General features: G+C 64.8%; 12 protein-coding genes. 9 read left to right on the top strand and 3 right to left on the bottom strand.

Annotated elements, in window-relative coordinates:
• Positions 1-96: 96 nt before the first annotated feature.
• The gene (gene rbsK, locus CWO91_RS28375; protein WP_130218254.1) at positions 97-1,005 is read right to left on the bottom strand and encodes a ribokinase; all 909 of its coding nucleotides are present in this window, start codon (positions 1,003-1,005) and stop codon (positions 97-99) included.
• A 14-nt stretch (positions 1,006-1,019) separates the two neighbouring features.
• Positions 1,020-1,913 carry a sugar kinase gene (locus tag CWO91_RS28380; protein WP_130218256.1) on the bottom strand — a complete coding sequence of 298 codons (894 nt, stop codon included), beginning with the start codon at positions 1,911-1,913 and terminating at the stop codon, positions 1,020-1,022.
• 219 nt (positions 1,914-2,132) lie between these two features.
• Between CWO91_RS28380 and CWO91_RS28385 the strand changes: the two genes are divergently transcribed.
• From CWO91_RS28385 to CWO91_RS28430, 9 genes are all read left to right on the top strand, one after another.
• Positions 2,133-2,981, top strand: a complete 849-nt coding sequence (locus CWO91_RS28385) for a VOC family protein (protein WP_130218258.1) — start codon at positions 2,133-2,135, stop codon at positions 2,979-2,981.
• A gap of 154 nt (positions 2,982-3,135) precedes the next feature.
• Entirely contained in the window at positions 3,136-3,843 is a 708-nt protein-coding gene (locus CWO91_RS28390; protein WP_208753078.1) for a TetR/AcrR family transcriptional regulator, read from the top strand.
• Positions 3,844-4,259: 416 nt separating this feature from the next.
• On the top strand, positions 4,260-5,069 hold the full coding sequence (locus CWO91_RS28395; RefSeq protein ID WP_130218260.1) for an ABC transporter permease: 810 nt from the start codon (positions 4,260-4,262) through the stop codon (positions 5,067-5,069).
• Between the two features lie 74 nt (positions 5,070-5,143).
• The gene (locus CWO91_RS28400; protein ID WP_165405762.1) at positions 5,144-6,136 is read left to right on the top strand and encodes an ABC transporter substrate-binding protein; all 993 of its coding nucleotides are present in this window, start codon (positions 5,144-5,146) and stop codon (positions 6,134-6,136) included.
• Between the two features lie 151 nt (positions 6,137-6,287).
• Positions 6,288-7,133: an ABC transporter ATP-binding protein gene (locus CWO91_RS28405; RefSeq protein ID WP_130218264.1), complete on the top strand. Its 846-nt coding sequence runs from the start codon at positions 6,288-6,290 to the stop codon at positions 7,131-7,133.
• Between the two features lie 201 nt (positions 7,134-7,334).
• Positions 7,335-8,732, top strand: a complete 1,398-nt coding sequence (locus CWO91_RS28415; protein WP_130218266.1) for a hypothetical protein — start codon at positions 7,335-7,337, stop codon at positions 8,730-8,732.
• Positions 8,729-9,880, top strand: coding sequence for a Gfo/Idh/MocA family protein (locus CWO91_RS28420; RefSeq protein WP_130218268.1), 1,152 nt, complete (start codon positions 8,729-8,731; stop codon positions 9,878-9,880). The genes CWO91_RS28415 and CWO91_RS28420 overlap by 4 nt, the downstream gene beginning before the upstream one ends.
• A 165-nt stretch (positions 9,881-10,045) precedes the next feature.
• Entirely contained in the window at positions 10,046-11,251 is a 1,206-nt protein-coding gene (locus CWO91_RS28425) for a dihydrodipicolinate synthase family protein (protein ID WP_130218270.1), read from the top strand.
• A complete protein-coding gene (locus CWO91_RS28430) occupies positions 11,251-12,114 on the top strand; it encodes a sugar phosphate isomerase/epimerase family protein (protein ID WP_130218272.1) in 864 nt (287 codons plus the stop codon). Before CWO91_RS28425 ends, CWO91_RS28430 begins: the two co-directional genes overlap by 1 nt.
• A gap of 119 nt (positions 12,115-12,233) precedes the next feature.
• On the opposite strand, the gene CWO91_RS28435 is transcribed toward CWO91_RS28430, so the two are convergent.
• On the bottom strand, positions 12,234-13,943 hold a 1,710-nt coding region (locus CWO91_RS28435; RefSeq protein WP_349643595.1), incomplete at its 5' end, for a Spy/CpxP family protein refolding chaperone.

Consider the following 13,943-nt stretch of genomic DNA (forward strand, 5'->3'; position numbering starts at 1 on the left):
GCTGGGCTCGCGGAGACTCCCCCTCACTCGGATTGCATCTTCGATGCAATCCGACCTCTCCCCGCAAGCGGGGCGAGGCGAAGAAAGCGCTCCGTCTTACAAGACCGCAGCCACTTCCTTTGCCGTCGGCATCGACGGCCCGGCGCCCATCCGCTGCACGCTGATCGAAGCGGCGGCGTTGGCAAAGGTGAGCGCGTCGCGCAAGGGCGTGCCATCGGCGAGGCGCGCCGCGAGCGCGCCGACGAAGCAGTCGCCGGCACCGGTGGTGTCGATCGCCTGCACTGCGCGCCCCGGCACCGAAATCTCCTCGCGCCCCGCCAGCGCGAGCAAGCCGTGCCTGCCGAGCGTGACGCAGATGGTCTGGTCCGGCCGTGCCTGAAGCTGCCGTGCCACCTCGATGATCCGCGCGGCCTCGTCGCCGTCGGAGAGCTCGGTGCCGGCGAGGAAGCCGAGCTCGGTCTCGTTCAGCACGAGGATGTCGACCAGCGCGAGCAGCTCGCTGGGCATGCTTTGCGCCGGCGCCGGGTTGAGCAGCGTCGTGGCTCCGGCGGCGCGTGCCCGCTGGAAGAACGCGGCAATCGCCGGCAGCGGAATTTCGAACTGGCTGACCGCGATGTCGCCCTCCAGCAGCGGCACGACGCTGACGTCATCGGCGTCGACCAATGCGTTGGCGCCCGGGATGACGACGATGGTGTTGTCGGCCTCCGCCACCGTGATGATGGCCGTGCCAGTGTGCGCGTCAGTCGTCTCCTGGAGATAGCCGAGATCGATGCCCTGACTGCGCAGGAAAACCTTAAGCTCAGCTCCGAAGGAATCCTTTCCCAACCGCCCGATCAGCGTGGTCCTGGCACCGAGCCGCGACGCCGCCACCGCCTGGTTCGCGCCCTTGCCGCCCGGGAAATACAGCACCTGGCGGCCGGCGACGGTCTCGCCGACCTTGGGATGGCGATCGGCCGTCGCCACCACATCCATGTTGATGCTGCCGGCGACGAACACGCGCCCCATGACACACCCTTCCGCTAGACCCTGACCTCGAATTCGTGCCTGACCTTGGCGATGTCGACGAGCGTCGGCAAGCCGGCCTCGTTGCCGAGGCGCTGGATCTTGTAGGTCGAGGCGGCGCGGGCAAAATCAAAATGCTCGCGCCAGCTTTTGCCGGGATGGGCGAGGTAGGAATAGACATAGGCGCCGTGGAAGACGTCGCCGGCGCCGTTGGTGTCGATCACGCGCTCGCGCGGGATCGGCATCGCCGGCATCACCTGCACCGTCCCGGTCTCGTCATACCAGAGCAGGCCCTTCTCGCCCATGGTGACGCCGCCGATCTTGCAGCCGCGGCTCTTGAGGTAATCGAGCATCTTCTCCGGCGTCAGGTCCATCTGCTCGCACAGCCGCTCGGCGACGATGGCGACGTCGATATATTCCAGCAGCTCGTGGGTGTTGGTGCGCAGCCCGCCGCCGTCGAGCGAGGTTAAAATGCCGGCCTCGCGGCAGACCTTGGCGTAATGGATTGCCGCATCCGGCTGGTGGCCGTCGACATGCAGCGCGCGGCAACCGCCGAGATTGAGCATCGGGAACGGATGGATGTGCTCGTCGTCGCGGCAACGGACGATGGCGCGCTTGCCGTCTTTCGGCATGATGAAGGAGAGCGAGGACTGCTTCACCTTCCGCGCGTGCAGCGAGATCGCGTATTTCGCGCACATGTCCTGGAACATGCGCCCCAGCCAGTCATTGGCGGCGGTGGCGATGAGGTCGGGCACGACGCCGAGCTTGGCGCAGCAGAACGCCGCCGTCACCGCGTTGCCGCCGAAGGAAACCGCGTAGTCCGAAGCCACGTGCTTCTCATCGCCGGTCGGCATGTGGTCGGTGATGAAGACGACGTCGATATAAGTCTGTCCGATGAAGAGAGCCTGCATTGCTTGTCCGTGATGCGCTTGTGGTCCCGGCCGGCGCGCCTACTCTAACACCGGTTCCGCCGAGGGATCGCTGAAAATATTCGCAAGGCTGCCGCCCGAAGCGCTTGAGGTCAGCATAGTGGGGGAATACGACCATGACAGGGAAATGCCAAGCCCGGACAAACGCCGTTTTTCGGCCCATGGTTCCGGGTCGACAAGGGGCGGTCAAAAGGGGGGAAGATGATCACCGGCCTCGATCACGTCGTCGCTCTGGTCAGGGATATCGGTGCGGCCAAGGCGGCCTATCAGACGCTGCTCGCCCGCGCGCCGGTCTGGCAGAATTCCGGCGAGGGCGCTGACCGGGTGCTGTTCACCCTGGACAACATGACGATCGAATTGATGGCGCCGAGCGGATTCAGCGTCAGCGCCGACCGCATGCGCGCGCTGCTCGACGACCAGGAGGGCATGCTCGCCAGCCTGTGCTTTCGTGTCGCAGACATGAGCAAGATGCACCGCCGGCTGGAGCGCGTGGCCCTGAGGCCGGATCCGGTCGCCGAGGTCGAAAGCAGCGATGCCGCATCCGATGCGGTGCTGCACTGGAAGCGCACGCGTGCCGCCACGGAGCTCACGCGCGGCGTGCGCATGTTCTTCCTCGAGCTCGCCGACGAGCGTCCCAAGTCGGTCGCGACGGACATCGCACCGATCGACGCGCTTGATCACGTCGTGATCACGACGGAGGATTCCGAGCGCGCCGCCGCGCTCTATGGCGCGCGGCTCGGGCTCGATCTGGCGCTCGACCGCTCCCACCAGGATTGGGGCCAGCTGATGTTCTTCCGCTGCGGCGATCTCATCGTCGAGGTGGTGCGCCGCCCGGTGGCGGGTGGCGATCCCACGCATGACCGGCTCTGGGGCCTGAGCTGGCGCGTCGCCGACATCGACGCCAGCCGCGCCCGCCTGATCGCTGGCGGCCTCGACGTCTCCGAGGTCCGCAACGGCCGCAAGCCGGGCACGAGGGTGATGACGGTGCGGAACGGCACCTGCGGCATCCAGACCGTGCTGCTGGAGCGTTCGCCGAAGCCGGTGGAGTAGGGAGCCGGTCTTTCCACCCGTCATTGCGAGCGAAGCGAAGCAATCCAGAATCCCTCCGCGGTGGCAGTCTGGATTGCTTCGTCGCAAGGGCTCCTCGCAATGACGGCTTCCTCGTGCTACACGCTGACCTGAGAGCACCCAGCGAGCAACCGGTTTGGCGAAGGCAAAGCGAACTCTGAAATGGCAGCGCGACCCCGAGGGGATGCGGCTGCGCATTCTCGAAGCCGCCAAGCAGGAATTCTCCGCCCACGGGCTCGCCGGCGCGCGCGTCGACCGCATCGCCGCCAAGGCCGGCGCCAACAAGCGCATGCTGTACTACCACGTCGGCAACAAGGACGAGCTCTATCTCGCCGTGCTCGAAGGCGCCTATGACAAGATCCGCAGCGAGGAGCGCGGGCTCGACCTCGAACATCTCGATCCGCCCGAGGCGATCCGGCGGCTGATCGAGTTCACCTGGAATTACTTCCTGCGCAATCCCGAATTCCTGTCGCTGCTCCAGACCGAGAACCTCGCGCGCGCAAAGCACCTGAAGAAGTCGACCAAGGTCAAGTCGATGCACTCGCCCTTCGTCGAGATGATCCGCACCGTGGTGCGCCGCGGCGTCGACAGCGGCGACTTTCAGGTCGCGGTCGATCCGGTGCAGCTCTATATCTCGATCGCGGGACTCTGCTTCTTCTACCTCTCCAACTCGGCGACGCTCAGCGTGATCTTCGGCCGCGATCTGCTCGCCAAGGACGCCAAGGACGAGCGCCTCGCCCACATGGTCGGCCTCGTGCTCGCCGCCCTGACGGGGCAGTCCGCCGCGCTGTTCGAGCTCGCCAAGGCGCCGAAGTCGCGTGCGAGCGTGGTGCAGACGGTTTAGCGCTGCGGTTCGCACGCTGGTCGACGTCGCGCCCGCTGTTTCCTCAATCTCCGCTGTCATCGCCCGCCTTGTGCGCAGTTGCGCACTGGGGCGGGCAATCCAGTATTCCAGAGGCGGTTGAGATTGAATCGATAAGCCGCGGCGTACTGGATTCCCGCTTTCGCGGGGAATGACACCGAGAGTGCGGCGCGAATATGCCTCCTCATCGTCGTCCCGGCGAAGGCCGGGACCCATACCGCGTGAACTCTCGGCTGTGTTTAGTGCCAATCCCGAACGACCAGCCTTCGGTTTGGCGAGCTGCATGATCCCAAACGCCCGGAACCGCCGCCGCAAAACGTCACAGGGAAGGGGCTGGACAGTATTTATCCAACGGGTTAATTTCTCCCCGCAACGAACAAGAATGCCGGGAGTGAGACGTGGCTGAGTTGAAGCCGCAGAGTGCGGTGTCCAAGATGCTGAATGCGGCCTGGGTTCGGCCGCTCTTGTTCCTGGTCTTCATCGTGGTTGCCTGGGATCTCGCCATCCGCCTGTTCAAGATTCCCGCCTACCAGATCCCATCGCCGGCCGATGTCGTCGCCGTGCTGCGCACCGAATGGCCGGAACTCTTGCGCCAGTCGTGGCCGACCACCTATGCGACCGTGTGCGGCTTCCTGCTCTCGGCGCTGTTCGGCATTCCCGTCGCCATGCTGATCGCGGGGTCGAAGACGGTGGAGAGCTATGTCTATCCGCTGCTGGTGTTCTCGCAGTCCGTGCCGAAGATCGCGATCGCGCCGCTGTTCGTGGTGTGGTTCGGCTTCGGCATCATCCCGAAGGTGATCTCGGCCTTCCTGCTCGGCTTCTTCCCGGTGGTGGTCTCGGCCGTGCAAGGCTTCAAGTCGGTCGATCCTGATATGGTCGATCTCGCCCGCGCCATGCAGGGCAGCCGCTTTCAGGTGTTTCGCGCGGTAAACCTGCCGCATGCGCTGCCGGCTATCTTCTCTGGTCTCAAAGTCTCGGTGACGCTTGCCGTGGTCGGCGCCGTCGTCGGCGAGTTCGTCGGCTCCAATTCCGGCATCGGCTACGTGATGCAACGCTCGATCGGCACGTTCGATCTGCCGACGATGTTCGCAGCCCTCGTGATCCTGGCGCTGCTCGGCGTGGTCCTGTTCTGGGTCGTGGACCGCATCGAGAAGCTCATCATCCCCTGGCATGTCAGCCAGCGCGAAGACGTGATTTTCGCCTCTTAAGTATTTTCAGGCTCTGAAGTGAAGCAACGAGCGGCCACTAACGGTCGACGCCATAAGGGCAAGGGAGAGTGACAATGAAGCGATGGATAGGAGTCGTCTCGGCAACGCTGATGGTGTTTGCGGCGATGCCGGCACAAGCGGCCGACAAGGTCGTGCTGATGCTGAACTGGTACGTCTATGGCGAGCACGCGCCGTTCTATTACGGCAAGGCCAAGGGCATCTACGCCGCCGAAGGCATCGACCTCGAAATCCAGGAAGGCCGCGGCTCGGCTGCGACCACGCAGGCGGTCGCCGCCAAGACTGCGGACTTCGGCTATGTCGACGTGCCCACCATGATGCGCGCCGCAATCAAGGGTGCGCCGGTGGTTGCGACCGGCGTGCTGCTGCAGACCAGCCCGATGTCCGCGATGGGCTTGGTCGACAAGAACATTAGGAAGCCCGAGGACATCAAGGGCAAGACGGTCGCGATCACGCCGGCCGATTCCATGACCCAGATCTGGCCGCTGTTCCTGAAGAAGACCGGCTTGAAGGAGAGCGACTTCAAAACCGTTGCCGGCGACGGCCAGACCAAGCTCAACGCCGTCATCAATGGCCAGGCTGATCTCCTGCTCGGCTACGTCATGGACCAGTCGATGAAGATCAAGGACGCCACCGGCAAGGACGTCTATCCGATCAAGTTCGCCGACTACGGCATCAACATGGTTTCGTCAGGCATCATCGCCAACACCGACTATGTGAAGGCCAATGCCGATCTGGTCCGCCGCTTCATGTCGGCGACGACCAAGGCGGTCGAAGCCGCGGAGAAGGAGCCGAAGGCCGCGGCGCAGTCGATCCTCGATGCCAACCCAAAGGGCGGCAAGATCGATACGCTGACCCAGGGTTTTGAGCTGACCATCCCGCTCTACCGGACCGCGGAGACCAAGAGCAAGCGGCCGTTCCAGGTCACCGACCAGAACATGACCGAGACCGTCAATCTGCTGGTCGAATATGGCGGCCTCGACGCCAAGGCCAAGGAGAACCCGAAGGCATTCTACACCAACGACTATCTGCCGAAGAGTGGCTCGTGAGCGACAAATTTCCGCTGTCGACCCGGCGAAAGCCGGGACCCATAACCACCGGCCACGCTTGTTGCGGACGGTCTCTACCCGCGTGCCCAAACGCGCCGGCACGGCGTATGGGTCCCGGCTTTCGCCGGGACGACGGGGGGAGAGGGCTGCGATGAACCCTGCGAGCAAACCGATCGATGTGCAGCCGGCCGCGCATCTGAGACTGGTGAGCGACCGGGCTGCCGGCGACGCGTCGGGCATCAAACTGTCCGGCGTGTCCAAGACCTACCGGACGCGCGACGGCGATGTGCCGTCGCTGCGGCCGCTCGATTTCCACATCAACGACGGCGAGTTCTTCGTCGTGGTCGGCCCAAGCGGTTGCGGCAAGTCCACGCTGCTCAAGCTGATCTCGGGATTGCTGCCGCCGACCACGGGCGAGGTCCTGGTCGAGGGCGAGAAGGTGACGAAGCCGCACGGCAATGTCGGTATCGTGTTCCAGAACGCGCTGCTGCTGCCCTGGCGCAATATCCTCAACAACGTGATGCTGCCGATCGACATGAAGCGGCTGCCGCGGCAGGAATATCTCGATCGCGCCAAGTCGCTGCTGAAGCTGGTCGGGCTCGAAGGCTTCGAGAAGAAGCTGCCGTGGCAGCTTTCCGGCGGCATGCAGCAGCGCGCCTCGATCTGCCGCGCACTGGTGCACGATCCCAAGATCATGCTGATGGACGAGCCGTTCGGCGCGCTCGATGCGCTGACGCGCGAGCGCATGAACGTCGAATTGATGCGGATCCAGCGCGAGACGAAGAAGACGGTGCTGTTGATCACGCACTCGATTCCGGAGGCCGTGTTCCTCGCCGACCGAGTGCTGGTCATGACCGAGCGTCCCGGTGCGGTCGCCGCGATCTACGACGTGCCGCTGCCCCGCCCGCGCTCGCTCGACGTGATGGCTGATCCTGTCTTCACCGAGCTTGTGCAACGCATCCGCAAGCATTTCTTCTCACAAGGGGCGTTGGACTGAAGTCATGGGATACGTCGGTCGCGACCACCAAGCCGGTGCGCTCCCTCCCCCGCCTGCGGGGGAGGGCTGGGGAGAGGGTGTCTTCGCTGGCAAGATTCCCCAAGAGGATAGAACCCTCACCCGGCGCTTCGCGCCGACCTCTCCCGCAAGCGGGAGAGGTGAACCGCGCCCGTGGCCATACTTCCGGAGCCAAGTAGCACCATGTCCGTGCGCCTGAAGCTGCGAGACATCGCATTCTTCGAACGTCCCGTGCAGTTCGCGCGGCCGTTCCGCTTTGGCGCGATTACCATCAACGCGACGCCGCAGCTGTTCGTGCGGGTCGAGATCGAGGTCGAGGGCAGGGGCGTTGCGGTCGGCGCCAGTGCAGAACTGCTGGTGCCAAAGTGGTTCGACAAGCGGCCGGAGCTGTCGCCGGCGCAGACGCTCGACGGCCTGCGTCGCTCGCTCCAGATCGCACGCGGTCTCTATCTGGCGCGGACTGGATATCTGACGGCGTTCGATCTGCATGCCGCGTGCATCGGTGCGCAGGTTGCGACTTGTGCGAAGAAAAACATTCCCGCGCTTGCGGCGGCCTATGGTCCAGCGGAAATCGACAAGGCGATCCTCGATGCGCTGCTCCGCGCCGCCGAGACCAGCTTTTTCGATGGGATGGCCGGCAACATTGCCGGCATCGATGCGCGGCTGTCGCCTGACCTGAGCGAAAGGGACATCAGGACGTTTCTCTCCGGCCGGAAGCGGCTGGAGCGTGTTGCCATCAGGCACACCGTCGGCCTTGATGATGCCGTGGAAGGTGAGGGCGGTGTTGCCGATCCACGCGAGAACGCCGGTGCTCGCTACTTCAAGCTCAAGCTCTCGGGAGATCCCGCAGCCGATGCGGCGCGGCTGGCGCGGATCGGCAAGGAGCTTGAGACGCTGGGACTTGATTACAAGGTGACGCTCGACGCCAACGAGCAATACGCCGATCTCGCGGTGCTGCAGGCGCTGATGGCTCGGCTCGATCATGACGCCGCGTTGCGGCCGATCGCCAAGCGCCTGCTCTATGTCGAGCAGCCGATGCCGCGCGACATCACAAGGCAGTTGCCGCTGGGCTCGCTGGCCACACGCGGCTTCATCATCGACGAAGCGGATGATTCCTATGACGCCTTCCGGGCAGCGCGGGCGCTCGGCTATCGCGGCATCTCATCGAAATCCTGCAAAGGCCTCTACAAGTCCATCGTCAATGCCACGCGCGCGGCGAAATGGAGCGCGGAAGGCGAGACGTTCTTCGTGACCGGCGAGGATTTGACCTGCCAGGCCGGGCTTGCCGTGCAGCAGGATCTCGCGCTCGGTGCCCTGATCGGCGTCACCCACGCCGAGCGCAACGGCCATCACTATGTCGACGGTTTTGGCGAGACGCCGGCCGTCGAAGCGCAGGCCTTCGCCGCCGCGCATCCCGATCTCTATGCCGATGCCGGGCAGGGCATCCGGCTGTCCATTCACGACGGCGATCTCCTGACGGGATCGCTTCATGCTGCGGGCTTCGCCACCTCGGTCCATCCGGACTGGTCGGCGCTCCGCCCGCTCGAACAGCCGAACTCACTTCAGGAGCAATTGTCATGACCACCCAGCGCCTCGGCCTCATCATGAACGGCATCACCGGCCGCATGGGGCTCAACCAGCATCTGATCCGCTCGATCGTCGCGATCCGCGAGCAGGGCGGCGTCCGCCTGAAGAACGGCGACCGCGTCATGCCCGATCCGATCCTGGTCGGCCGCAGCGCCGAGAAGGTCGAGGCTCTGGCCAAACGCTACAACATCACGCGCTGGACCACTGATCTGGATGCCGCGCTCGCCGACAAGAACGACACCATGTTCTTCGATGCCGCGACCACGCAGGCGCGCCCCGGCCTTTTGACCCAGGCCATCAATGCCGGCAAGCACGTCTATTGCGAGAAGCCGATCGCCACGAATTTCGAGGAGGCCGTCGAGGTCGTGAAGCTCGCCAACGCCAAGGGCGTCAAGCACGGCACGGTGCAGGACAAGCTGTTCCTGCCCGGCCTGAAGAAGATCGCCTTCCTGCGCGACTCCGGCTTCTTTGGCCGCATCCTCTCGGTGCGCGGCGAGTTCGGCTATTGGGTGTTCGAAGGCGGTTGGCAGGAGGCGCAGCGGCCGTCCTGGAACTACCGCGACGAGGACGGCGGCGGCATCATTTTGGACATGGTCTGCCACTGGCGTTATGTGCTCGACAACCTGTTCGGAGAAGTCGAGAGCGTGAGCTGCATCGGCAACACCGACATTCCCGAGCGCTACGACGAGCAGGGCAGGAAATACAAGGCGACCGCGGACGACTCGGCTTACGCGACGTTCCAGCTCAAGGGCGGCGTCATCGCCCACATCAACATGTCCTGGGTGACGCGGGTCTATCGCGACGACCTCGTCACCTTCCAGGTCGACGGCACGCTGGGCTCGGCGGTCGCAGGGCTCACCGACTGCATGATCCAGGCGCGGCAGGCGACGCCCCGTCCGGTGTGGAATCCCGACGAGAAGCGGTTGCACGATTTCTACGGCGACTGGCAGAAGATGCCCGACAACGTCACCTACGATAACGGCTTCAAGGAGCAGTGGGAGATGTTCATCCGCCACGTCTACGAGGATGCGCCCTACAAGTTCACGCTGCTCGAAGGCGCCAAGGGCGTACAGCTCGCTGAATGCGCGCTGAAGAGCTGGAAGGAGCGGCGCTGGATCGACGTCGCCCCGATCAAGGCGTGAGGTCTATTGGATAAGCCCCGATGTCTACTAAGCCGTCATTGCGAGGAGCCCGCGACAAAATTGCGAAGCAATTTTGCGCTGGCGACGATGCAATCCAGACTGTTGCCGAGGAGGCATTCTGGATTGCTTCGCTTCGCTCGCAATGACGAGGAGAGGTTCGAAGTCATGAACAAGCCCGTCCAGCCCAAGCCTGTCCCTTCAATGTCGTCATTGTCGCTCAAGCTGCCGAGGGCCGACCGGTCCATCGAGACCTATCGGCTCGCGGCATCGCGCACGTTTCCCGCAAAGCTCGAAGGGCCGTTAAACCGCATCGCCTTCTCGGCCGTGCATACGGTGGCCGATCCCTTCGCGGACAATGATCCCTGGCTTTCGGTCGCTGTCGACTGGGACAAGACCATCGCCTTCCGCGAGCACGTCTGGGATCTCGGTCTCGGCGTCGCCGAAGCGATGGACACCGCGCAGCGCGGCATGGGGCTGGACTGGCCGACCTCGCTTGAGCTGATCACGCGCTCGGTCGGTGCCGCCAAGCGCCGCAACGCACTGGTGTTCTCGGGCGCCGGCACGGACCATCTCGCAGTCGAGGATGCCAAGTCCATCGACGACGTGATCCGCGCCTATGAGGAGCAGATCTCGGCGGTCGAGAAGGTCGGCGGCCGCATCATCCTGATGGCGTCGCGGGCCCTCGCAAAGCTCGGCCGCAACGCCGATGATTACGCAACAGTCTATAACCGCGTGCTGTCGCAAGTCCGCGAGCCCGTGATCATCCACTGGCTTGGCGATATGTTCGACCCAGCATTGACGGGCTATTGGGGCACCAAGGATCTCGACAAGGCGATGGATACCGCGGTTGCCATCATCAACGGCAACGCCGCCAAGGTCGACGGCGTCAAGGTCTCGCTGCTCGACAAGCAGCGTGAGATCGACATGCGCCGGCGGCTCGACAAGCGCATCAAGATGTATACCGGCGATGACTTCAACTATGCCGAACTGATCGCCGGCGACGAGCAGGGCTTCTCGCATGCGCTGCTCGGCATCTTCGATGCGATCGCGCCGGCAGCGTCGTACGCGCTGTCGCGGCTGGCGGCCGGCGATGAAGCCGGGTTCCACGACGTGCTGGGGCCGACGGTACCGCTGTCGCGCCACATCTTCAAGGCGCCCACGCGCTTCTACAAGACCGGCGTGGTGTTCATGGCGTATCTCAACGGCCACCAGGACCACTTCACCATGGTCGGCGGCCAGGAGAGTGCGCGCTCCATGCTGCATCTGGCCGAGCTGTTTCGCCTTGCCGATCAGGCGGGCCTGCTCGCCAACCCTGAACTCGCGACGCAGCGGATGAAGACGGTGCTGGCCTCGCACGGGATCGAGTCCTGATGCGTGATTTCTCCTCCGACCACCGCTGGCTGTCGCTGAACACGGCGACGGTCCGCAAGCAGGGTGACCTCGTCGAGATCATTGACGCCTGTGCCAGGCAAGGCATCCGCGCGATCGATCCCTGGCGCGACCAGGTTGCGTCCGTCGGCCTGGACCGCGCGGTACGCGCCGTGCGCGATGCCGGCCTCGATCTCTCAGGCTATTGCCGCGGCGGCATGTTCACTTCGGATGCGTCGCGCCGGAGCGAAGTTCGTGACGACAACCGGCGCTGTGTGGACGAGGCCAAGGCGCTTGGTGCGCCCTGCATCGTGCTCGTCGTCGGCGGCCTGCCGCAATATTCGCGGCCGGGCAGCGAGGCCTCGAAGGACATCGCCGCAGCCCGCGGGCAGGTCGAGGAAGCGCTCGCCGAGATGCTCGACTATGCCAAACAGGCAAAGCTGCCGCTCGCCATCGAGCCGCTGCATCCGGCCTACGCGGCCGATCGCGCCTGCGTGAACACCACAAAACAGGCGCTCGACATCTGCGACCGGCTCGACCCCGGCCGCAGCGGCATGCTCGGCGTCGCGCTCGACGTCTATCACATCTGGTGGGACCCGGAGCTGATGGGCCAGATCGCGCGCGCCGGCCAAGATCGCCTGCTCGCCTTCCACGTCTGCGATTGGATGGTGCCGACCAAGGACATCCTCAACGACCGCGGCATGATGGGCGACGGTGTCATCGACATCAAATCGGTGCGTCAAGCGGTCGAAGCGCAGGGCTTTGCCGGCTATTCGGAGATCGAAATCTTCTCCGATGACTGGTGGGCCAAGCCGATGGACGAGGTGCTGCGCACCTGCATCGCGCGGCATAAGACGGTGGTGTAAAGCGTTTTCGAGCGAAGTGGATACCGGTTCGCGTGAAGAAAACGCGTCAAAACAAAAATACAGAGCGTCGGTTCTGACTCAATCAGAACCGATAGTGCTCTAGGTCACGCGCGCCGTCCTCACGGGCTTGCGACCTGTTGCAGCGTGTTGAAGCGCGCCTTCTGCTCGCTGCTCAGCGTGGCGTAGAACTCGTCCAGCGCAGGTTCGACCAGCTTGGCGGCCGTCAGCATGGCCTCGAGCCGGTGCTGCATCGCTTCCAGCCGTCCGACCGGCGTCAGGGGCACATCGTTAGGACAGGCTGCCTGCAAGTCCTGAACGCCCTTCGCCGTCGCTTCGCCGAGGCGGTCGAGCGCGTCCTTCTGCTTGCCTGCGGGGTGGAGCACGGCCTCGATCCTCTGGATCGGCAACTGCGTCAGGCCGGACTTGGGATCGCCGCAGCCCTCGGCGCTGGTTTGCTGCTGCTGTGACGAGCGGTCGCCGACATTGGGGCCGAGCGCGTTGAAGCGGGCCTGCTGTTCGTCACTGAGCGAGTTGTAGAACTTCTCCAGTGCCGGTCGCACGATCTTGACGGCCTCCAGCGTCGCGCTGATGCGGTTCATCATCGCGCGCAAGCGGCCAGGCGGCGTCAGTGCATAAGTCTCCGCGCAGGAATCCTTGAACACACCGGCAGCGTCGGCCGCCGCAGTCTTCAACTCGTCGAGCAGCGCGCGTTGCTCCGGCGTCGGCTGCACTGCTTTCGCGATATCGGCAAGCGGCCAAGCTGTCACGCCCTTGTCCGGTGTGCCGCACAATTGCTGTAGCGTCTGCGGGCTCACGCTGGCGCGCGGACGCGCGCGGCCGCCGCCGCCGGCTTGCGGATAGTCATACGGGTTGGTGCTGGCAAAGGCGGAATAGGGGCCGTCACCGCCCCAGAATACGGTGTCGACGAAGTCGTCATACGCGTACGCCCAATAGCCGGGCTCATAAGCATAGGACCAGAACGTGTAGTCAAAAATGTCGGAGTAAGCGTATGGCCAGAACACCGGCCCAAGCCACGCCACGAACACCGCGGGATGGCGGTGGCGCCAGGCCTGCCGGGGAGCCCAGCCGCTCTGGCGGGTGAGGAGGGCCGCTTGAGTCTGCGGAGTGGCCTGCTCACGGAAGCGCTCCGCAAATCGTCCGCGCTCGGCGGCCTGCACAGCGGCGGCAGTGGCGGCTCGCCCAACTGTCGTCGGCTCAGGTCCCAACCGCTGCAGGCGCGCCTGATCACTTTGCTGCAAGCGCTGTTCGCGCTGCAGCAGCCGGTTCTGCGTCTGCAGCATCCGCTCCTGCGCGCGTTGCGCCCGCAGGCCTTCCGGCTTCTGCGACTGCAGTTGCTGGACGCGCTGCTGCATGCGATCGATGCGGCTCTGCCGTTCTGTGCTCTGGCGCGTAAGCATCTCGCGCTGCCGCTGCTCGACGTGCTGCTCACGCTGTTGCACTCGCTGCTCGCGCTCAAGCAGCCGGCTCTGCGACTGCAGCAACCGTTGTTGCTCGCGTTGCGCCCTTGCGCCTTCTGGTCGCTTTTGCGACTGCAATTGCTGCACGCGCTGCTGCAAGCGGTCGATGCGGCCCTGGCGTTCCGCGGACTGGCGCGACAGCGCCTCGCGCGGCGGTCCCGGTCGCTCACTCACGGCCGGGGGTGCACTTGGGCGCGAGGGGGCGGCGATATGCGGCGTCGGCCGCGGTGCCATGGCCGGACGCTGCGGTGCTACCGGCGCCCGATGGATTTCAGGCCGCGGCGCCGCCACGTGCGGGGCCGCCCGCGACGGCGGTGCAGCGAAATGTGGTGTCGGGCGGGACGGCGGTGC

The sequence above is a fragment of the Bradyrhizobium genosp. SA-3 genome (genome assembly GCF_004212635.1).
Classification (GTDB): domain Bacteria; phylum Pseudomonadota; class Alphaproteobacteria; order Rhizobiales; family Xanthobacteraceae; genus Bradyrhizobium.